The sequence below is a fragment of the Maridesulfovibrio spiralis (SeqCode) genome (assembly GCF_048571135.1).
In the GTDB taxonomy this organism is placed as follows: Bacteria; Desulfobacterota; Desulfovibrionia; order Desulfovibrionales; family Desulfovibrionaceae; genus Maridesulfovibrio; species Maridesulfovibrio spiralis.
Map to the genome: position 1 here is coordinate 2337942 of NZ_CP182344.1, position 21997 is coordinate 2359938.

The following is a 21997-nucleotide window of genomic DNA, read 5'->3' on the forward strand; positions in this document are numbered from 1 at the left end:
TTTGTTAATGAGCTTATCGATAACAGATTGACAAAAAAATAGCAGCAGCAACTTGACAGGCTTGGATAAATTTTTATATTTTGCCAAACAGCAAAGTTTGGAGGCGTAAAGAATGGCAGCAACTATCGAGACAAAATCAAAGGTATTTAAGGCTCTGGGTCATCCCAGCAGGCTGGCCATTGTCGAGGCCCTTTGCGAAGGTGAGCTTTGTGTCTGCGATATTGTGCCCATTGTTGGAAGGGATATTTCAACCGTTTCCAAGCATTTGTCCCTGCTCAAGGATGCCGGGGTGCTCAAAGACAACAAGCGGGGCACTAATGTATACTACAGTCTGAATATGGATTGTGTACCCGGATTTTTGCGTTGTCTGGAGAATTTTTTCGCTGTTAAGTTTGAGGAACAGGCTAAAGCCTACGCCGCAAGCTCTATTAAAAAATTGTAAGGTGAGAGCAGCTGCGGCTTTGTTGTAGCTGTTCTTTTTTGAGTTTAAGTTTTCGTATTTGGCAAAATATAAAGAACGGAGAGAGACGATGGAAGAATTAAACATTAAACCATGTGCTTGTTCAGAGAAACCTAAACCTCTAGAGCCTATGGGTATGACCCCGGAACCCGAAGCAGCGGTAGAGGGACCGAAGGAACCCTCTTTGCCCATAACTGGAAATGCTTTGTGGGCGGTAATGGGAGTCGGACTTGTGCTGTGGTATGCAATTTATTCACAGCTGCTGCCTTTTTCCAAGTATGCGGCTTTTGAGTTGTTCGGGCTGACTCCGGGCAGTCATTTTGGGGAAGCGATACAGTTCTTCATTTACGATACCCCCAAGGTTTTGATGCTGCTGGTTCTGGTTGTTTTCGGCATCGGTATCGTCCGTTCCTATGTCACTGTGGAGTGGACCCGCAAGGTTCTGGCCGGTAAACGTGAGTCTTACGGTAACGTGCTTGCTGCTCTTCTCGGCGTAGTGACTCCTTTTTGTTCCTGCTCAGCTGTACCGCTTTTCATCGGCTTTGTTGCCGGAGAAGTTCCGCTTGGGGTTACCTTTTCCTTTTTGATTTCAGCCCCCATGGTCAATGAAGTTGCGTTGGTTCTGCTTTACGGTTTGATGGGGTGGAAGGTTGCGGCCCTCTATTTTATTACCGGTATTTCCATCGCTATTGTGGCCGGCTGGATTATCGGCCGGCTGGGCATGGAAAAGCATGTTGAAGGCTGGGTCAAGCTGGCCAGTGCCCAGAATAACGGCCCTCAGTCCGACATGACCATGGAAGATCGCGTAGTTTTCGGTGTTGATTCGGTTAAAGACATCGTCGGCAAGGTCTGGCTGTACGTTGTGCTCGGTATCGGAGCTGGGGCTGCCATCCACGGCTATGTTCCAGAAGACATGATGGTTTCGATTATGGGTAAAGGCGTTTGGTGGGCTGTTCCTGCTTCTGTTCTGCTGGGAATTCCCATGTACACCAACGCAGCCGGAGTTATTCCCATTGTTGACGCACTGCTGGGCAAGGGAGCAGCTCTCGGTACCGTATTGGCTTTCATGATGAGTGTTATTGCCCTTTCATTCCCTGAAATGGTTATCCTGCGTAAAGTACTCAAGCCTAAACTCATTGCCGTATTTGTCGGGGTGGTCGCCTGCGGTATCCTGATAGTCGGTTATCTTTTCAACATGATCATCTAAAATAAAACAGTACACAATTCAGGCAGCCTCACCTCCGGTAGGAGATGAGGCTGCTTTTCTTATTTTGCCGTTTTTCTAAAGTCGTAATTATGCTATTGTTGAAGTGAACGTTTATCTCAGGAGGTTCTGCTGAATGAGTGAAGAATATGAAACCGGTTTTATGGTTGTCAGCTGTTCAGGCGGTTCGGGTTCCGGGCAGGCGGCCAACTCTCTCGCGGTGGAATTGAATAGAAGCGGATTTGCAAAGATGGTTTGTCTTGCCGGGGTTGGCGCAGGGCTGGATAAATGCCTTGATGAAGCGGGTAAGGTCCGTGACCTGATCGTCATTGACGGTTGTGAAAAGGGCTGTTCGCAGATAGTGCTGCGGAAGATGGGCATTGACCCGGTGCATAATTTCTGCCTGACCCAAATGGGTGTAGAATGCCCGGTTACAGATGTTGATCCAGAAATGCTTGATGAACTGCGCAAGAAGATCAAGCTGCTTTTCGGCCAGCAGCGGGCCAACTCCAAGTATGCAGTCTGCGGCTGCGATACATGCGTGCGTGAATAATGTTATTTGTGTTAATAATAATAGATTAAGCGTTGTGTTCGGTTCATTCTAAGGGCAAGATGTATCTTGCCCATTTTTTTATCTATCTTTGTCTATCCTACAATTTTGTTCGGAGTTTGGTGTGAATAAAGTCTTGATTTTGGATTCCAGTAAAGTCACGGCCTCGTTTCTGCAACGACACTTGGAAAAAGCAGGTTTTTCCTGCGATCTGGCCCATTCGTATGATGAAGCGGAAAAGTTTATCGCTGAGCAGGATTATTTTGTTGGATTGAGCAGTATCGTGCTTGAGGGAGTGCCTGCAGGGAAGGGGGTTGATCTGTTGATTGAAAATAATATCCCCGCGATAGCAGTAACTTCGACCCTTAATGAGACTGTTCTGGATGAGTTGTCCAAGAAGAATATTGTGGATTATGTGATCAAGAAAAGTGAGCATATTGACTACATTGTCCGTATTGTACGCCGTGTTTTCAAGAACCGGAATTTAAAAGTCATGGTGGTTGATGATTCAAAGGCTGTCCGTTCATGGCTTTCCAGTATTCTGGAAAAGCAGGGACTCACTGTACTGCAGGCCTCAGATGGTCAGGAAGCTAGCAAAGTTTTCTACAGCAATACTGATGTTAAGCTTGTGCTCACTGATTATGCCATGCCTGAGATGGACGGTGTTCAACTTACGGCGCACCTGCGCACACTGCGTCCTATGGATGAGCTCAGCATTATCGTTCTTTCTTCCGATTCAAAATCCCGAACAGCCCCTTTTTTTCTGAAGACGGGAGCCAACGACTTCATCCATAAAAGTGCCAGTGTTGAGGAGATCCTTTGCCGGGTTAACGCCAACCTTGAGACATTGGAGCTCATAGCCGAGTCTCGTGACAGGGCCAATAAGGATTTTCTGACCGGGTTGTGGAACAGACGATATTTCTTTGAACATTCCGAGCCCCTGTATGGAAGTTTCGCCGAGCTGGGGCGTGGGCTTTCCATAGCGATGATTGATATTGACCATTTTAAAAAGGTTAACGACACATACGGGCATGATGCCGGAGATGAAGTCCTGAAGGTTTTTGCTAAGATGCTTGCGGATTATGTTGGCGAGCGTGGACTTGCGGCCCGTTTCGGCGGAGAGGAGTTTGCTGTTGTTTTTGACGGACTAGCTCCAGAGGATCTCCACGATTTTCTTGAAGGTTTCCGCAGGCAGGTAGAAGAATTGGTAATTGAGTATCATGGGCAGGTTATAAGATTTACTGCCTCCATCGGTTTCACAACGGATATGGGTGAATCTCTTTCCGGGATGCTTAATCTCGCTGATGAGCAGCTTTATGCGGCTAAAACTTCCGGGCGTAACAGGGTACTCTGTGCTGAGTAGTGTTTGCCCGGTCCGGTTCCCGTGCTAAATTTTTGTTTCAACATATTGATGTGCTTTTGCCCGGCTACTTTCAGCCGGGTTTTTTCTTTTTAAAATAGCCTTTGAATAACTCTATTGCTGGGGTATACTAAACTTGAGTATTTATAAATGCCGTTGTGCTGTAACGCAGGGGGAAAATATGCTGTCCAAGAATGATTTTTTCAAAAACGGTGAAATAGTGAATCTTGCTGAGCAGGTTGTGTATGAAGAACTGGTGGCTTTAATTGATAGAGCTGAAATTGAATTCTGTCAGTGTGATAAATGTCTGTTTGATATTGCTTGTGTTGTTTTAAACAACATTCCAAGCCTGTATTCATCAAGCATTGCCGATCGAACCTATCCCAGCAAAGAATTCAAGGCCGAGTATGATAAGCTGAAGTTACTTGCAGCCGCTGAAATACCGCAGGCCATTGAGCGCATCAAGGGGCGGTTGCATCACTGATGTTTGTGGATGAAAACTGCAATAATATTCTTTTGTTTGAAATGGTAATCGGTTAGTGTCACATTGCTAATTAATATAAAGGATAGGGTGTGGAGTGCTGTTTTTTCAGTGCTCCATAACATGTTAATATTTTTTTCAGGGAGAAGTTCGTGAAATTCCTTTTTCATAAAGGTGTCGGGAAGATGGTTCCCGTTGCTTTGTTATTGGTTTTGCTGTCCATTTCTTTTTTGTTGGGCGGATGTTTGGGGGACGATGAAAAAGAGAAGGCTGCCCAGCAGGCTATGCCAATTAAAGTAATAAAGATTTCCGAGCAGTCTTTCCCTGTAATGGGTGAGTATGTAGCTCAGATTCAGGCTTTGAAAACAGTAGATATTAAGGCCCGTGTGCAGGGGCACATTAAAGAAAGAGCCTTTGCAGAAGGTCAGGCTGTAAAAGAGGGTCAGCTCCTTTTTATTATTGACCCTCGCCCTTATCAGGAGGCCTTGAAAAAGGCCAATGCCGAACTGGCCAGCACAAAGGCAAGCCTTGCCAAGGCCAGCAAGGATTATAAGCGTTTTAAAGCCCTTTTTGATCAGGGGGCGGTCAGCCGCGAGGAGTTTGATTCCAAGATTACCGACAAACAGGTTCTTGAAGCTAATATGACTAATGCGCAGGCGCAGGTGGAGCAGGCTACCCTTGATTTGGGATTCTCTAGAATTGTTTCGCCAATGAACGGAATCATCGGCCGTACACAGGTGGAGCCGGGAACTCTGGTTGCTGCAGAATCCTCTGTACTGGCTACTGTTTCAACTGTTGATCCTATTTATGTGAATTTCAGCATCCCCGAAAAAGAGTATCTTGTCGCTATCCGCGAAATTGAGGCACTTAAAAAAGAGGGTAAGCCGGACAAGCCCAGCAACTTGCGGATTATCCTTGCTGACGGCGCTTTTTACGAACACACTGGAACATTCAGCATGGCCGACCGGGCCGTGGATTCTTCTACCGGTACTCTGGGTATCAGGGCTGAATTTCCCAACCCTGACAGAATCCTGCGTGACGGGCAGTATGCCAAAGTTGTAGTTGTGCTTAAGCAATATCCAAACGCGCTGGTCGTTCCGACCAGGGCTTTGCTTGATGTTCAGGGACGCAAATCCCTGCTGACTGTCGTTAATGCTACCGTGGTTGAGAAGCCTATTCTTGTTGATTACTCGGATGACCGGAATACTGTAGTTAAAAGCGGAATCGAACCCGGCGTCCTGATTATTGCGGACGGTGTGAACAAGATCCGTCCCGGAACTCCGGTCGATCCTCAGGTCGTTCAGGACAAACCCGAAACAGCTAAACAGTAATACCTTAAAAGTAAATCTCCCCGCCTGTGCGGGGAGATAATTTTTCGCAGGAAGCAACCATGGTCAATTTCTTTATCGACAGACCCATTTTCTCGTCCGTTATCTCTATCATTATTACTCTTGTGGGCTTGCTGAGTATTTTTACCCTGCCCATCGCCCAGTATCCTGAAATCGCTCCGCCTACGGTCCAGATCGCGGCACAGTACAACGGTGCAAGTGCCGACGTTGTGGAAGAAACCGTCGCGGCCCCAATTGAAGAGCAAGTCAACGGTGCTCAGGATATGCTTTATATGAGTTCCATCAGCTCCAATGACGGACGCATGGTACTCAACGTTACCTTTGATCTGGGGCGCGATCTTGAACTGGCAACTGTTGATGTTCAGAACAGGGTCAGCCTTGCTACTCCGCAGCTGCCTGCAGAAGTTACCAAGTCCGGTGTCAGTGTAAAAAAACAGTCATCAAGCATGATCTGCGTAATCAGTCTGATTTCCCCGGAAGGAACTTATGATGCGCTTTTCTTGAATAACTACGCTAAAATCAACCTGTTCGATGCGGTTTCCCGTATTCCCGGTGTCGGTAGTGTTTCTCTTTTCGGTGATCAGGATTACGGCATGCGTATCTGGCTGGACCCGGATAAGATGGCCCGGCTGGCAATTACTGCCGATGACATCGTCGCCGCAGTGCAGGAGCAGAACCTTCAGGCCCCGGCTGGGCAGGTCGGCCAGCCTCCGGCTACCTCCGGTCAGCAGTTTCAGCTCACTGTCCGGGTTAAAGGACGCCTCAGTGAGCCTGCAGAATTCGGTAACATCATCGTAAAAGCCAATCCGGACGGCAGTACCGTACATATCCGCGATGTCGCCCGTGTGGAAATGGGGTCCAAATCTTACTCCGCATTCGGCAGACAGGATGAGATTGATTCCGCAATGCTGCTGGTTTACCAGCTCCCCGGTGCGAATGCTCTTGATATTGTGGAGAATGTCCGCAAAACCATGGACAACCTTTCTCTCGATTTCCCGTCGGGGATGAAATACGATATTCCATACGATACCACCCTGTTTGTCTCCGCATCTATTGATGAGGTTCTGCAGACACTTTATGAAGCAATGGCTCTGGTGTTTATTGTTGTATTTATTTTTCTCCAGAATCTGCGGGCGACCATTGTACCCATGATCGCGGTTCCGGTTTCTCTGGTCGGTACGTTCGCATTCTTTCAGGTGCTTGGATTCTCCATCAACACCCTGACTCTCTTCGGTATGGTTCTGGCTATCGGTATTGTTGTTGATGATGCTATTGTTGTCGTCGAAGCGGTACAGTCGAAGATTGATGAAGATGGAATGGATGCCAAGACGGCTACCAAGGAGGCCATGAAAGAGGTTTCCGGGCCGATTCTGGCGACCACGGTCGTACTTATCGCCGTATTTGTGCCCGTGGCCTTCATGGGTGGGATTACCGGACAGCTCTATAAACAGTTTGCGCTGACTCTGGCGGTATCGGTGGCGATTTCGTCTGTTAACGCACTTACTTTCTCTCCGGCTATGTCGGCCCTGCTACTGCGTCCGCAACAGGAAATGCGCGGGCCGCTGGGCTGGTTTTTTAAAAAGTTCAATAAGTATTTCGGCAAGGTTACTGACGGGTATACTTCCGGTGTCCGGGCTATCATCCGCAAGTCGGTTGTCGCTCTCGGTGTCTTCGGGGTTCTGATGCTCGGGACATACTCCTTGTTTCAGAGTGTTCCCACGGGATTCGTTCCCAACGAAGATCAGGGTTACTTCATGATCAACGTTCAGTTGCCTGAAGGTGCTTCCCTTGAGCGTTCGGACGCTGTGGTTAAGCAGGTTGAAGATATTCTTAAAAATCAGCCCGGTGTGAAAACATACTTTGCTTTGGGCGGTTTTAACCTGATTACCGGGGCATACTCCTCTTACACCTCTACACTTTTTGCCTCCCTTGACCCGTGGGATGAGAGAACTGATCCGAAGCTGCATGTAAATGCGATTCTGGGTGATGTGCAGCGGAAAGTATTAGGCATTCAAGAAGCGATGATTATCTGCTTTAACCCGCCGCCCATTAACGGAATCGGTTCCACTGGCGGTCTGCAGTTTGAATTGCAGGACAGGTCCGGAGGAACAGTTGATGAACTGGCACAGGCGGCTCAGGATTACATGGCAGAGCTGCGCAAAAGGCCTGAACTGACCGGGATATTCTCCACATTCAGCGCCAATGTGCCCCAGCTTTTTGTTGATGTGGACCGCGATAAGGTTCGCAAGCTGGGCATCCCGCTTAATGAGATATTCACTGCAATGCAGACTTTTCTTGGCGGTTATTATATTAACGATTTCAACAAGTATGGTCGAACATACCGGGTTATGGCCCAGGCAGACTCCCAGTTCCGAACCAGCCCCGAAGATGTTTCGAAATTCTATGTTCGTGGGGATACCGGGAAGATGATTCCCCTTTCCACATTGCTGACCCAGAAGAAGGTTTTCGGGCCGGAGTATATCCAGCGTTACAACCTGTTCAGAACCATTGAAATTACCGCTGCCAATGCGCCGGGATACAGTACCGGTCAGGCTATGGCGATCATGGAGCAGATTGCCCGTGACACACTGCCAAGGGGGTATGGGTTTGATTGGACCAACATTGCCTATCAGGAGAAAAAATCAGGCGGGGAAATTATTGTAATCTTCGCGCTGGCGGTAATGATGGTTTTCCTCGTGCTTGCCGCACAGTATGAAAGTTGGATTATCCCGTTGGCGATTGTTTTTGCAGTCCCGCTGGGTGTGTTCGGGGCAATCTCCGGTCAGTTTCTGCGCGGGCTGGATAACAACGTCTATGCCCAGATCGGCCTGATTATGCTTGTCGGTCTTGCAGCGAAAAACGCTATCCTGATCGTGGAATTTGCCAAGGCCAAATATGAGCAGGGAGCCTCTGTTGTGGACGCAGCAGTGCAGGCGGCAAAGCTGCGTTTCCGTCCGATCCTGATGACTTCGTTTGCATTTATTCTCGGAGTTGTTCCGCTGGTAATCGCAAAGGGAGCTGGTTCAGCCAGCCGTCATGCCCTTGGTACTTCGGTGTTTTCCGGAATGATTGCCGCGACAATTCTCGGCGTACTATTTGTTCCGCTGTTCTATGTGGCTCTTGTTAAGCTGAAGGACAGAAATAAAGTGTCGGAGCAATCAGAATCGAACGAAGAATAGGCCGTAATTCAAATGCACAAGAAAGCCCCCGCCGGAATTCCCGGTGGGGGCTTTCTTTTTTGGGTCAAATATTATTCGTTGTTCTTGCGGTATAGAAAATAGTAGCTCCAGAGGGCGCAGGTCATACCGATATAGCAGCCGAAGATTACATCTGATGGATAATGCTTGTTTACGATAACCCTGCTGCATCCGACCAGCAGGGCAACAATAAACGGCAGGTATTTTTTACAGGGCAGGATTATGGAGATGGCTGTGGCGAGGGAAAAAATACGCAGGGTATGCCCGGATGGGAATGAATTCTGGAGATATTTGCCTGAAAACCATGTGAAACCGTATGTTTCTGATTCGAAAAAGAGAGGCGGGCGGCAGCGTCCGAAAAACCATTTCAGCTCGTCGCCGATAAGCATTGCGGTGATGGTCGAAAAAGCAATCAGAAGCATGGTCCGGGTCCTGTTCTGGAGACCGTTGAGCAGATAGTCAATCATCCCAAGGATGAGGGTAAAAAAAGAAATTGTCTGAATGACATGTTTGGAGGCGATATCGCTGATCAGCTTACCTGCGGTAACAGCAAATGAGTCTTTCAGGGTATGGGCGGACTTAGCAACAGGCAGGTCCAGTGAATGGTAAAACAGGATTATCAAGAACAGTGCTGCTAAGCCTCCTACCACTGTGTATGCAACCAGCTGTTTCCGGTTCATGTTTGTGATGTCAAATGTTGTCATGCTTGTAGACCTCTGGGGCAGGGGGCTGTAGCAAGACTCTCGCCTTTAGGGGAGAGGGGTAATTCAATGTAAAAATTGGTCCCGTCTTCCTGTGAAGAGTCAAACCAGACCCTTCCGCGGAGATAGTTCTCGGTGAACATCTTTACACTGTATGTCCCAAGTCCACGGCCCGGTCCTTTGGTTGAGAAAGATCTTTTGAAAATCTGGTGGGCCACGGTCATGGAAATGGTACCCATGTTTGAGACCGTGATGAGAGCATTTCCGTTTTCTTCGTTGGCCAGAACTTTTACCTCTCCATTTTTCGGGGAAGCTTCAAAAGCGTTCTTGACCAGATTCTCAATAATCCGGTGGAGAATTCTTTTGTCAGTATTCAGTTTGAATTCGTCTATTTCCCATTTGATGGAAATGTTATTCTCTTTAGCAAGCAGGCTGTCTTTATAGAAGAAGCAGATAGAATTAATAAGCTGGACTATTGCCACTGGCTCATTATGCACTTCCAGCTGCTTTGTCTCGGCAGAGATAAATAAGCGGTGTGCATTGATCTCGCTGGCAAGATAGTGGGCACGATCTACTATCATGGCAGCCAGTTCCTGTTGTTCTTTTGGGGTTGCATCTTCCCTGATCAGGGTTCCCGCGTTGGCAATTCCGTTAACCGAATTCAACAGATCATGCAGGAAGACCTTCTCCATCATCTCTTTATGCTTAAGGCCGGAGATGTCGGTAAGGTGGATAATATAATATTTCTCTTCTTTAATTGATATTGGTGAGGCGTTAACCATGAAAGTATATGCTTTGACCTTGCCATCTATGTCGGCCAGAAGCATACATTCTTCCTGTGAGTCTTTTCCGTCAATGGCAGACTTAATGGCCATCAAAGCACCGCATTGGGAACAGGGGGGAGCATCCCCGCACCAGTTGTTTCGTGAATTGCAACAATGCAGCAGCTCTCCGGGACGACGCCCCAGAATCATGCTCTCCCGGTCCTCACCAACGGCCTTTTCCAGAGCTTTATTATAAAAGACAATCCGTCTCTCCTTGTTGAGAATGATGGCCGGATTTGGAGCAGAATTAATCAACCCGGAAGAAACTTCTTCTTTGATTTTATCGTGCTGAGCTATGATGGCCGGGCTGCAAAGAGGCTCATCGCCCACTTGCGGTTGGTGACAGTATGATGTTTCGGTCATGCCGTTTTCCGATTCTCCGTTTAGCGCCCTTTATAGAAGAGCAGGGAACTACCTTGTCCTTCCATGTAAAGCATTCCATCCTTGTTTTGCATGGAGTTGACCCTGTCCAGCGCCTGCATAAACTTGAACTCCTGAAGACTCAGCCCCTTGGAGCAGCTTTTGCGGGTCATCGCCAGAGGTCCGGTTTTGAAAATCCCATTACTGTATGAATAGTTCCCACGGAAGCTGTTGCAACCGCCGGAGCCGTATATTTTACCATTACTATCCAGCCGCATCCAGATATGGGCGAATCCCTCTATCGGTGTGCCGTCGATATCTTCGGCAATCCATTTTGTTTCAGTGGGATTTGGGTAAGTAGGATATTGGTTTTGTTTGGGTGCGCAACCTGTGGAGATGAGTATTGCGCAGGCAATTACAGCCAACAATAAGAACTGTTTCAGCGTATTGAATTTCATAAACTATTCCTCCATTTCGTCAGTATACTTGTATCCTGCTCTCAAGGATAGGCTAATTTACCTGAATGTGTTGAAAATCTACAGGCCGCAAAGCATATAACCGAGAATAAGACCGCATTTATCAGTGCAGGAACGATAGAATATTTTATGGCTTCGGGTGGCAGATCGGTTTTCAAGGCCATAGAAAAATTCTGCGATCCCCAGTGGAGTATAGCCTTTACGGGCGGCAAAGTTGAGTAGTTTGGGGGCGCAGCAGTCACCGGTCCCGGTAGGAATGCCTTTTGAACCGTAGATAATGTCAGGCATTGGGCTGGATTCGCCGCGAAAGTTGTGGACGGTGTAGATTGAATGGATTTCACGCATCAAGCTTTGGGAAAGTTTCTTGCGCTTAGTGGAGAGTTCTACGTGTAATGGTGATTTGCTGGGATGTTTTGCAAGCTCTCTGCCTAGTTGTTTTATTTCCTGCTCTGTGTCGGTAGTCAGGGTGTAGAATTCATCCGCGTTGATTACAGGAGGGACCCAGCCGGGGATTTCCCAATACCCGTTATATTGTCCTGAGAAGGCCTTGGCTGTTTTCTCCTGTCCGTCAGTGTCGAGATAAGTCATGATTCCGAACATCTGGCCCCTTGCTTTCCCGAAAAGATAGTCGGTGGAAAAATCGGGGTTGGATTCGTATTCCGGTACATCGAAATCCGCTCGTCCGGCATCATCCAGCTGTTCCATCAAAATACGGCAGTGGAACAGGGTATTGCCTGGTCCAAGGGTGTGCATAGTTCCGCATCCGGCACAAAAACCGGAGCAGGAGATGTTCTCTGGGAATATTTCCCTGCCGTGCATTGTGATCACTCACTGATGATTATAAAAACGGGGATGTGCCTCGGCACATCCCCGCTAAATTACATTTATATCCAGAACCTGTGGCCCTGTTTTACCGGCTGACGGAAAACCTGCTTTACTGGGAAATAGGTCCGTTAAAAGTTACAGAGACAATGCCGTATTCGATCTTGCCTTTGGGGGCGTTAACAACTACCTCGTCGCCTTCCTCTTTACCGAGTAGAGCTTGACCAACAGGGGATTCAATAGAGATGATTCCTTTTTTGAAGTCACTCTCATCCGGACCCATGATGGTGTATTTTTTCTCGTCGCCGGTCTCAATGTCTTCCAGTTCGACAGTGGCGCCGAAGGTGATTTTTTCACCGCCGAGGGTTTGCATGTCTACGACATTGAACTGCGGGATGCGGGATTCAATGTAGTTGATTTTAGCTTCAAGCATTCCCTGTCTTTCACGTGCTGCGTGGTAGCCGCCGTTTTCTTTCAGGTCGCCTTCTTCGCGGGCTTCTGCAATTGCTTTGATTACTTCGGGGCGTTCCTTTTTAAGGGAAGCCAACTCTTCTTTGATTTTTGCAAATCCTTCTTTTGAAATGGGGATACTGCTCATTTCATAAACCTCTAATAATTCCGTCGTTGTCAATAAAAATGCAGCCACTACCGAAAATGCAATCCGGAAGTGAAGCTGCTTAGGGTGCAGGTTGCATGGCAACCAGTCATTTGCTGAAAGTTCTGGGTAGAACATCCTAGTGATCAGGTCAAGTCGCTTTTGGGCTATGATTCGCAGATTAAATTTATTTTGTTTATTTTCAGCTGGTTAATAGCTTAAAAAAGAGTGCCGTTAAAATCATGTGTCAGAGAATGTTCTTTGTTGTTGATTATAATTGTCGTGGTTTAAAGCTAACATTATTGAAAAAAAATAAATTTTAATTAGTACTTTTTAAATTTGTTTTCTGTGGCTAAGCTCGGCTTCCATAGAATAGATTTTATTTTTTGAGGGATTTTGAGGTGTCAAAACAAGTAAAAGTCATAAGTAAAAAAGACGTGAAGCCGGGAATGTATGTTCACGCTTATGGATGTGGGACATTTAACGATCCACATGTCGGGTTAGGCAAACATATGAAGTCCGCAGAAGATATAGCCAAATATATTCCTGAGGACACGGAACGCGTTGAGATTCTGACCGAAGAAGCTTTGCCCGAAATGGCTCCTTCCGGGGGCAAAAAAGCGAAAAACGCTGAAGAAGCTGCTCGAAATATGGCTGACGCTTTACCCGAAGCGCGTCGTGTGCATGAAGAAGCCTTGAATTATGCTCATAAATTTATCGAAGATGTTAGAAAGGGTAAGACTGTTGAGGTCGAAGAAGCAGCACCTATTGTCGGTGAAGTGATTGACAGCCTGACCAGTAATGAGCCTGCAGCACTGACTCTTGCCTTCCTTAAAAAATATGACGAGTACACATACACTCACAGCATCAACGTAAACCTTTATTCCCTGCTTTTGGGAAAAGCGCTGGGGCTAAAGCGTAAGGAGCTTGAGCTTCTGGGGATCGCGGCTATCTTTCATGATGTTGGCAAAGGGCGTGTTCCCAATGAAGTTCTCAATAAGCCTGGCAAGCTCACCGATGATGAGTATGAGACCATGAAAAGTCACTCGCTGAAGGGGCTTGAGGTTCTTCGTGATGTAAAAGGACTTGATAAGTCTGTGCTGCGTGGGGTTGTTGAGCACCATGAGCGTTTTGACGGAAGTGGATACCCGTATGGCGTCAAAGGTAATGATATTCATCCCTTCGGGCGTATCATCGCTATCAGTGATGTCTATGATGCGCTGACCAGTGTGCGGGTTTATAAGAAAGCGGTAACTCCGGCCAAGACTTTGAGTCAGATGTACAAATGGAAGGGTACTGACTTCGATCCAGCGTATTTGAATCGTTTTGTGAGGGTTATGGGGGTTTATCCCCCCGGCACATTGGTTCAGCTTGATGATATGAGGTTCGCCATTGTGCTGGAGACTAATGAAGATAAGCCGAGGCATCCCAAGGTTAAAATTCTTTTCAATGATAAAATGCAGCCCATAGTTGCAGAATGTGTTGATCTTGCCAGCTATAATGAGGATGGGAAGGACCTTAAGGTCATGCGCCAGCCTGACCCTCGTTCTTTAGGGGTAGATATGCAGCAGTTGGCAAGGTTTTTAGTCTAGATTTGAGTGTTATCTTGCATTGTTTTAGGGCCGGAATCAGAGTGATCTGATTTCGGCTTTTTTTGTTTTGTTGATAAAATGAACTAAAGTTCAATTTATTGTTGACCTAAGTTGAACTTTGGTTCATTTTTTTAAAAACACAGGAGCAAGAGTATGACAACAGCAGAGCAAAAAAGTGAAGGGATGCATGTCTGCCCATGGTGGGTGGCGTATACGTTTGACAATAAGCTACGCAGGATGATTGACCCGGCCGATAAAGCACTGGAAAAATGGGTCCGACCGGGGATGAAGGTTTTGGATTTCGGTTGCGGGTTAGGACATTATTCAATCGGGGCGGCCAAGCTGGTAGGCGAGAGCGGAGAAGTGGTGGCTGTAGACTTACAACAGAAGATGCTTGATATTGCGGTCAAACGGGCCGGAAAAGCTGGGGTGGCTGATATTATCAAGCCGCATCAATGCTCTACGCATGGTATCGGATATGCGGGTAAAGTTGATTTCGTGGTAGCCGGGAATGTTATCCACGAGACCCCGGACTGCCGCAAAACTTTGCAGGAAATCTATGAGTTGCTGGTTTCGGGGGGAGGTTTTTTCTTTACTGAACCGCGCAATCATGTAAGGGCTGAACTGTTTGAGGAAGAGCTTATGGTCGCAGGTGAAATCGGTTTTGCGGTTGAGGTTCTCCCAATGTCATTCATGGCCCGCAGGGCTTATCTGTATAAATAGTATTACGGAAAAATTTCTAATAACCATTAAAAGGTGTAGGGGATTTTTCATTCTCAATAGCGCGAAGCGCAACATAATTGCTAAGGGACTAAGATGATTCGCAAGCATGGAAACTTCGAGCCAGTGCAGGAGCGCGCCGATGTGACCAGAAATGATATTTTGGAAGCGGCCCTGACAGTGTTTTCCGAAAAGGGATACGCGGGGGCCAATACCAAAAACATCGCTGCCGCCGCCGGTGTAGCTACCGGTTCTGTTTACCGCTACTTCAAGAATAAAAAAGTGATTTTCATCGAGGTTATGAATATGCTTCAGGGCCGGATGAGTTTCGATATTTTCGAGAAGGCCAGGAAGGAGCTGGAAGAAGGGAATAGTTTGCGCGATGCTTTGCGCCTGCTTGGAGTCTATTCGGTTGAATCTCATCGAAGTCACCGTATGTTTTTCCGTGAAGTCATGGCCCTTGAGGCTACTGACGAAGAAATTTCGGCTATCGGAAGGGAGCGGGACCGCAGAATTCGCGCAAAACTGCTTGAATTTCTGTTGTCACATAAAGAATACCTCAAGGTTGACGATTTTGATGCCTCTGCCGAGCTTGTTCATCTTGTGGTGGAAGAAGTCTCTCATCAGGCCGTAATTTTTGATTCAGATGTTGGTGAAGACCGTCTGGTCTGCCAGATGGTGATTATGCTTGAAGGGTATCTGTTTGGGTCCTCATAGTTTTCTCTTTTAGATTACAAATTCCATCTCGCTGAAAATTTTCTGTTCATCGTAGAGACCCGGATATTTTGCCGCTATTTCCGGCATGGTTGCGAAAAACGCATTCCAGCCTGAAAGCTGTGCTTCTTTTCTTTTGTTCACGAAAATCTTGAACGTGGTCCCCTTGGGGCATTTTGTCATGTTCAATTCCAGGACACCTTTACTGGTTGTCTCCAGCCATACCGCCGACCATGCTGTGCGATCTCCCTCGGTTTTCTTGTATTTCTCAAAGTAGGCTTCAAATATTTTTTCTATGTCTTCACGGTTCATCTGCATGCTCCTTATTTAATGGATTGCGTTTTAGTTATAACTTTTTTGTTTGAAAAAGGGCAAGGTGGACGGTTGGAAGTATTTTCCAGGCATTTGAAAAACAGGTCTACTGGAGCTTGCTATCGGCTACATATTTGTAGCTTGATACATGTTCTGTGTCTGCTGTTTGTCAAAATTGTAAATTTTCTAGGTTGTGTTGGTCGCTTCTAAATAATTTTCGATGCTATGATTTAGTGTAAATCTCTCTATTCTGGATTTAGAGCTTAATAATTACGCAAAGAATAATGCTTAGAGGGATGCTTTTGAGACGGTAATGTCGGTTTTTGCCAAAAGGTGAATATGTTTTAGTCTTGAATTTCCACTTTAGTATAATTGTGTGCGTTAAGATTGTCTCTGTGGGCATATATTCATTTATCATAGCTGTTTATAGATGTTTTGTTGGCTGGCGTTTTCAAGTTTGAAGCGTTGTTCTAGCTCTTTTTTGGGTGGTTGAGACGCGTGTAGAACGACAATTATGATTTAAAAACTTCATTTTCGTATTTTTGTTTGCCAAAATTGTTTTTTTCTGCCATTGTCAAATTCCTGAATCGCTCTAGTCTTCAAAAAACGAACTTTTTTATCCTGATTTCGATTCAATTTCAGAGTCCTGAAAATTAAGATGTGCCAATTTTGAGAGGTGGAAAAACTCAAAATGTAAAAGTCTGCCCCGGCACTCATTACTTATTTCGAAATATAATTAGATTAGAGCCGTATTGGCTGATATATTTTTCTAAAAACAGGTCAACTGTCCGGGCGAAAATTCAATTTAATCTGGGCAGTCCGGACATTAGTCTCTCGGATAACTGAATCTGTTGAACCTTATAATCATGGAGTGAGCAGACAATATGTGCCGTTTATTTGCGCTTACAAGTCGCGATCCGATTTCACCCATGCTGGCCATCAATGCCCTTAATACAATGAAAGAAGGTCATGACGGCTCCGGCGTTGGTCTCTGTCTCAGGGGTCTGGGCGGTCGTTTTGAAGAAGAACTGCAGGGTTGCCCCATCCTTTCCGGAATTTTTACAGAAGCGGGCCTACGCAAACTGGAACAATACACCATGGATCATGGTTTCAAGTCCCAGTACAGCATTCTTTACACGCCAGAGACCGAACCGCCGGAAGGTACCCCCGTTCGCGGTACATACGCAGCGATTGCTTACAAAGTTCCCAGAGGCTGGGATGAGCTTACCCCTGCACAGCAGGGGCAGAAGCTGGTTGAAATGCGCCTCCAGCTGCGCAAGATGGGTGAAGAAGACGGCGATATCATGGTTTTCTCTTTCTGGCCCGACACCATCATTGTAAAAGAGGTCGGTGATCCCCTTGAGATCGGCGAATGGCTGCAGCTTGGCTCCAACCGCAATCTCTATGCCCGCCGCATTCTGGCGCAGGGCAGGCAGAATACCAACTACGCGATCAACCTTTACGCCTGCCACCCCTTCTTTATAGAAGGCGTAGCCTCCATGACCAACGGGGAGAACACCGCGTTTATTCCCATTAAAGAATATTTGCAGTCCAGAAACGTTACCGGATACTCGGGATACCAGTCCGATTCCGAAGTTTTCACCCACATCGCCCATTACACCACCAAGCGTCTGGGGCTGGATATCCGTGCCTACAAGCACATAATTACCCCGCTCATGGATCATGAAATGGCCGACCATCCGGACCGTGAATTCCTCGCGACTATAAAGCGTTCCTGCCGCAAGATGATCATCGACGGTCCCAACTGCGTTATCGGAACCCTCGATGACGGTTCCATGTTTATGGTTCAGGACCGCAAGAAGCTTCGTCCCGGCATTGTGGGCGGTAAAGACGGCATTTATGCCTTCTCGTCCGAAGTCTGTGGAATCGACGCTGTCATTCCCGACCGCGACAAGTCCAAAGACTTCCAGCCCATGCACCTCGATACAGTAATCGTCGGACCCGACTGCAAGGAGATAGAGACATGCTCACAGAAAGACCAATTACCCCGTCAACTTTAGGCGTAAAAGACCTGAACTGGCAGATCGAGTGGGACAAGAATCTCTGTACCCAGTGCGGTCGCTGCACATCTGTCTGTCCGGTCAACGCTATTGAACTCGGTGTATTCCGCAAGCGCGAGATCAAAACTCCCGCCAGCCTGCTGAAAAAAGCCGAGAACGAATATACTGTTTTTTACGGCATCCGCCAGAAAACCGACCCGGCCTACGCCTGCATTGGCTGCTCCATGTGCAACATGGTCTGTCCTAACAATGCAATCGGTCCTAAGCGCGAAGAAGGTTCCACCACCCAGAAATTCCACAATGATCGCGGCGGTAACCCCCGCACCCGTGGTGGACGCCGCAATTCCGGCGAATCCCTTCTGGACCAGATCAAGTTCATGCGTATTTCCATGCTCACCGACCCCGCACTTGATGCCGGACGTCATGAGTTCAGGCTGAATACCCTGCTTGGCCGCGTGCAGTCCCCGGAAGAAAGTCTGAAGACTTATCAGGAACACGGCTGGAAACCCCCGGTACGCGAAATCTATCCGCTGGTTATCGGCGGCATGTCCTTCGGGGCTATGTCTCCCAACATGTGGGAAGGTTTACAGATGGGTGTTGCCTACCTGAACGAAGAGCTGAACATGCCTGTGCGTATCAGCACCGGGGAAGGCGGCTGTCCTCCCAGACTGCTTCGCTCCCGTTTTCTTAAATATGTAATTCTCCAGATCGCGTCCGGTTACTTCGGCTGGGATGAAATTATCCACGCTATACCTGAAATGAAGGTCGACCCCTGCGCCATCGAGATCAAATACGGTCAGGGTGCAAAGCCCGGTGATGGCGGCCTGCTGATGTGGTACAAGGTTAACAAGCTCATCGCTGCAATTCGCGGTGTTCCCGAGCGCGTCAGCCTGCCCAGCCCCCCGACCCACCAGACTCAGTACTCCATTGAAGAGTCTGTAGCGAAGATGATCCAGTCCATGAGTATGGCCTGGGGATTCAGGGTCCCGGTTTATCCTAAGATTTCCGCCTCTTCCACTTCACTGGCGGTTCTTAACAACCTGACCCGTAACCCCTATGCCGCAGGTCTGGCCATTGACGGTGAAGACGGCGGTACCGGTGCAGCATACAACGTTTCCATGAACCATATGGGACACCCCATCGCCAGTAACCTGCGCGACTGCTACAACGCTCTGGTTGTTACCGGTAAGCAGAACGAACTGCCCCTCATCGCCGGTGGCGGTATCGGTAAGTCCGGCAACCTCGCGGCCAACGCAGCTGCACTGATCATGCTCGGCGCAAGTGCCGTACAGGTCGGTAAATACGTAATGCAGGCCGGTGCAGGCTGTCTCGGTTCCGAAAAAGACCGCTGCAACGTCTGTAACATCGGCGTATGTCCCAAGGGTATCACCTCTCAGGACCCCAGACTTTACCGTCGCCTTGATCCTGAAAAGGTCGCCGAAAGGGTTGTTGACTTCTATCTGAGCTTTGACACTGAAATCAAAAAGATTATCGCCCCTCTGGGCCGCTCCACATCACTGCCTATCGGTATGTCGGATGCGCTTGGTATCAGTGACCGTGATGCTGCTGACAGACTCGGCATCAAATACGTGGTTTAACAACAGCTCACGATTTACGGAGATTTAAAATGGCAACAGAAAAAATATGCATCAGCGGTCTTGAAGAAGGCGCCCGTATTGAATCCCGCATCCTTGAAGAGCGGATTCAGAAAGCGGTCGCCGACGGAGCCCGCAAGCTTGAAATAGACGCCATGGGCCAGCATGGTATTGGCGGACGACTCTGGATTTCCAAGGAAGAACCCATCGATATCGACGTTATCGGCACATCCGGACAGCGTCTCGGCTCAAAGGGTTTTCCCGGCACAGTGATCAATGTTTACGGTTCGGTTTCCGATGACGTGGGTTGGCTCAACGCCGGTGCTGAAATCATCGTTCACGGCAATGCTTCAAACGGCGCATGTAACGCCATGGCACAGGGTAAAGTTATCATTAACGGTGACATCGGTGCCCGTGGTATGACCATGACCAAAACCAACCCCCGTTTCGATCCTCCTGAACTCTGGATCCTCGGCGGCGTTGGTGACTACTTCGCTGAATTTATGGCCGGCGGTACTGCTGTCGTCTGTGGTCACGAAGCACAGAACCCCGAAAACGTACTCGCCTTCCGTCCCTGTGTAGGTATGGTTGGTGGACGCATTTTCGTACGCGGACCCCACGGTGAATTCTCCACTGCAGATGCTATCCTCGAACCCATCACAGATGCGGATTGGGAATGGCTGACCAGCAACCTGAAAGAGAACCTCGCCAAGATCGGCCGCGAAGAAGTTTATGATTCCCTGACCGAACGCAAGGAATGGCAGCTCATCCGCGCCAAATCTCCTTTTGAGAAGACCGGACGCAAGCGTCGTTCCATGTCCGAGTTCCGTTCCGAAGTATGGGACGGTGAACTGGGGCAGGGCGGCCTTATCGGTGATCTGACCGACCTCGACCGTTCTCCCATTCCGCTGATCACCCACGGTGAACTGCGTAGATTCGTTCCGGTCTGGGAAAACCGCAAATATCAGGCTCCCTGCCAGTCAGCATGTCCTACCGGAATGCCGGTGCAGAAACGTTGGCAGCTGGTCCGTGACGGCCTCGTTGATGAAGCTGTGGACCTCGCCCTTGCATATACTCCTTTCCCCGCTACTGTCTGCGGTTACCTCTGTCCCAACCTCTGTATGGAAGGTTGTACCCGAAGCGCAAGGGACCTGCAGTCAATTGATATTGTTAAACTCGGCCGTGAGGGTGTGAACAGCCCGGCTCCCGAACTTCCTCCGCTTTCTGGTAAGAAAGTTGCGGTTATCGGTGGTGGACCCGCAGGCATCTCCGTTGCATGGCAGATCCGCCGCAAGGGTCACGAAGCCGTTGTATACGACATGTCTGATAAGCTCGGCGGTAAAATCACCTCCGCCATTCCTTCCAGCCGTATTCCCAAGGAAGTGCTGGATTCCGAGCTTGAGCGTGTTGCTAAGGTTATTCCCCATGTACATATGCAGAAGAAGCTCACCGCCGATGATTTTACTGAACTCAGGCAGAATAACGATGCCGTAGTTCTCGCCATCGGTGCTCAGAAGCCGCGCATCATTCCCATTCCCGGTCATGAGCGTATCAACCCGGCTCTTGATTTCCTCAAGGAAGCCATGAAGGGCAAGGCTGAAGTCGGTGAGAAAGTGGTCATCATCGGTGCTGGTAACGTTGGTTGCGACGTTGCTACCGAATGTGCCCGTCTCGGTGCAAAAGATATCCTGCTTATCGATATTCAGAAGCCTGCTGCTTTCGGTAAGGAGCGTGAAGAAGCTGAGCATGTAGGCGCAAAATTCCGCTACCCCTGCTTTACTCAGGAAGTTACCGAAGAAGGTGTTGTGCTCAAGTCCGGCGAAGTTATCCCGGCTGACACAGTAATCATGTCCATCGGTGATACCCCTGATATCGAGTTCCTGCCCGATACGATCGCCCTTGATCGCGGTCACATTGTGGTTAACGAAGATTACCAGACCACCGAACCCGGTGTTTACGCCATCGGTGATGCTGTTCGTCCCGGCCTGTTGACCCACGCAATTGGTCACGGTCGCGCTACAGCCGAGACTCTCGACGAAGTCTTTACCGGCAAGCGTCCGCACGCAGAACCCAAGGATGTCATCGATTACAAGCGTATGACCCTTGAGTATTTTGATCCGCGTATCACCAATTTCAAGGATGTTCAGGAATGTGCACAGGAATGTTCTTCCTGCGGTTCCTGTCGTGATTGCGGTCTTTGCGAAACTGTCTGCCCGCAGGCAGCTATCTCCCGCAAAGGAGGCGAGGGCAAGGATTTTGAAATGGTCTGCGATGCTGATAAATGCATTGGCTGCGGATTCTGCGCTAACGTCTGCCCCTGCGGCATCTGGAATCTCGTGGAAAACAGCCCCATGGGATAATATAAAGTCTTAAAGAATAGGTGATCCGGGCGGTCCGGTGATCCTGTATGGATTCTAAGATGAAAGCCCTGCTGAAGAAATTCAGCAGGGCTTTTATTGTTTTTGTTGGTCTCCGGCGGCTGGGGAAGCCTACCGGCGGTCCCTGCCGGGGGCCTCAAACCCTTTTGGGAAAAGGGTTTGAGAATCCCAAAACTTTTTATTGGGCTTCGCCAAAGTTGTATTCGAAGAACGTCATTTGAACCTATGCAGCGAAGCAAACTGAAAGGTTTTGAAAGGGATGGGGTCTGGGGAAGGGGAAACTTTT

19 protein-coding genes are annotated in these 21997 nt (G+C 48.3%); 13 read left to right on the plus strand and 6 right to left on the minus strand.

Annotated features, from left to right (window positions below):
- Positions 1-112 precede the first annotated feature (112 nt).
- The 7 genes from ACNI29_RS10460 to ACNI29_RS10490 all read left to right on the plus strand — a co-directional run bounded on the left by ACNI29_RS10460 (position 113) and on the right by ACNI29_RS10490 (position 8583).
- Positions 113-442, plus strand: coding sequence for an ArsR/SmtB family transcription factor (locus ACNI29_RS10460; protein ID WP_419778322.1), 330 nt, complete (start codon positions 113-115; stop codon positions 440-442).
- An 88-nt stretch (positions 443-530) separates the two neighbouring features.
- Positions 531-1667, plus strand: a complete 1137-nt coding sequence (locus ACNI29_RS10465; RefSeq protein WP_419778323.1) for a permease — start codon at positions 531-533, stop codon at positions 1665-1667.
- A 133-nt stretch (positions 1668-1800) separates the two neighbouring features.
- Entirely contained in the window at positions 1801-2217 is a 417-nt protein-coding gene (locus tag ACNI29_RS10470; RefSeq protein WP_419778324.1) for a putative zinc-binding protein, read from the plus strand.
- Between the two features lie 121 nt (positions 2218-2338).
- The gene (locus ACNI29_RS10475) at positions 2339-3577 is read left to right on the plus strand and encodes a GGDEF domain-containing response regulator (protein WP_419778325.1); all 1239 of its coding nucleotides are present in this window, start codon (positions 2339-2341) and stop codon (positions 3575-3577) included.
- A gap of 178 nt (positions 3578-3755) precedes the next feature.
- Entirely contained in the window at positions 3756-4058 is a 303-nt protein-coding gene (locus ACNI29_RS10480; RefSeq protein ID WP_419778326.1) for a late competence development ComFB family protein, read from the plus strand.
- Between the two features lie 149 nt (positions 4059-4207).
- On the plus strand, positions 4208-5386 hold the full coding sequence (locus ACNI29_RS10485; RefSeq protein ID WP_419778327.1) for an efflux RND transporter periplasmic adaptor subunit: 1179 nt from the start codon (positions 4208-4210) through the stop codon (positions 5384-5386).
- 59 nt (positions 5387-5445) lie between these two features.
- Entirely contained in the window at positions 5446-8583 is a 3138-nt protein-coding gene (locus ACNI29_RS10490) for an efflux RND transporter permease subunit (protein WP_419778328.1), read from the plus strand.
- A gap of 71 nt (positions 8584-8654) precedes the next feature.
- Here ACNI29_RS10490 and ACNI29_RS10495 read toward each other — a convergent pair whose 3' ends face one another.
- The 5 genes from ACNI29_RS10495 to greA all read right to left on the minus strand — a co-directional run bounded on the left by ACNI29_RS10495 (position 8655) and on the right by greA (position 12382).
- Positions 8655-9305, minus strand: a complete 651-nt coding sequence (locus tag ACNI29_RS10495) for a phosphatase PAP2 family protein (RefSeq protein WP_419778329.1) — start codon at positions 9303-9305, stop codon at positions 8655-8657.
- On the minus strand, positions 9302-10489 hold the full coding sequence (locus ACNI29_RS10500; RefSeq protein WP_419778330.1) for a sensor histidine kinase: 1188 nt from the start codon (positions 10487-10489) through the stop codon (positions 9302-9304). Before ACNI29_RS10500 ends, ACNI29_RS10495 begins: the two co-directional genes overlap by 4 nt.
- Before the next feature lie 20 nt (positions 10490-10509).
- Complete coding sequence (locus ACNI29_RS10505; protein ID WP_419778331.1) at positions 10510-10944, minus strand: META domain-containing protein; 435 nt, start codon at positions 10942-10944, stop codon at positions 10510-10512.
- 78 nt (positions 10945-11022) lie between these two features.
- On the minus strand, positions 11023-11781 hold the full coding sequence (locus tag ACNI29_RS10510) for a hypothetical protein (RefSeq protein WP_419782104.1): 759 nt from the start codon (positions 11779-11781) through the stop codon (positions 11023-11025).
- Between the two features lie 115 nt (positions 11782-11896).
- Complete coding sequence (gene greA, locus ACNI29_RS10515) at positions 11897-12382, minus strand: transcription elongation factor GreA (protein WP_419778332.1); 486 nt, start codon at positions 12380-12382, stop codon at positions 11897-11899.
- A gap of 398 nt (positions 12383-12780) precedes the next feature.
- Between greA and ACNI29_RS10520 the strand changes: the two genes are divergently transcribed.
- The 3 genes from ACNI29_RS10520 to ACNI29_RS10530 all read left to right on the plus strand — a co-directional run bounded on the left by ACNI29_RS10520 (position 12781) and on the right by ACNI29_RS10530 (position 15408).
- Entirely contained in the window at positions 12781-13971 is a 1191-nt protein-coding gene (locus tag ACNI29_RS10520) for an HD-GYP domain-containing protein (protein ID WP_419778333.1), read from the plus strand.
- 153 nt (positions 13972-14124) lie between these two features.
- Positions 14125-14694 (plus strand): class I SAM-dependent methyltransferase, encoded by a 570-nt coding sequence (locus ACNI29_RS10525; protein WP_419778334.1) that lies wholly within the window; start codon positions 14125-14127, stop codon positions 14692-14694.
- A gap of 93 nt (positions 14695-14787) precedes the next feature.
- Positions 14788-15408: a TetR/AcrR family transcriptional regulator gene (locus ACNI29_RS10530; protein WP_419778335.1), complete on the plus strand. Its 621-nt coding sequence runs from the start codon at positions 14788-14790 to the stop codon at positions 15406-15408.
- A gap of 9 nt (positions 15409-15417) precedes the next feature.
- On the opposite strand, the gene ACNI29_RS10535 is transcribed toward ACNI29_RS10530, so the two are convergent.
- Positions 15418-15717 (minus strand): hypothetical protein, encoded by a 300-nt coding sequence (locus ACNI29_RS10535; protein WP_419778336.1) that lies wholly within the window; start codon positions 15715-15717, stop codon positions 15418-15420.
- An 884-nt stretch (positions 15718-16601) separates the two neighbouring features.
- Between ACNI29_RS10535 and ACNI29_RS10540 the strand changes: the two genes are divergently transcribed.
- Genes ACNI29_RS10540 through ACNI29_RS10550 form a run of 3 tightly spaced genes read left to right on the plus strand, consistent with a single transcriptional unit; the run spans position 16602 to position 21693 of the window.
- On the plus strand, positions 16602-17738 hold the full coding sequence (locus ACNI29_RS10540) for a class II glutamine amidotransferase domain-containing protein (RefSeq protein ID WP_419778337.1): 1137 nt from the start codon (positions 16602-16604) through the stop codon (positions 17736-17738).
- The gene (locus tag ACNI29_RS10545; protein WP_419778338.1) at positions 17702-19336 is read left to right on the plus strand and encodes a glutamate synthase-related protein; all 1635 of its coding nucleotides are present in this window, start codon (positions 17702-17704) and stop codon (positions 19334-19336) included. Before ACNI29_RS10540 ends, ACNI29_RS10545 begins: the two co-directional genes overlap by 37 nt.
- A 29-nt stretch (positions 19337-19365) precedes the next feature.
- Entirely contained in the window at positions 19366-21693 is a 2328-nt protein-coding gene (locus tag ACNI29_RS10550; RefSeq protein ID WP_419778339.1) for an FAD-dependent oxidoreductase, read from the plus strand.
- Positions 21694-21997: the final 304 nt, after the last annotated feature.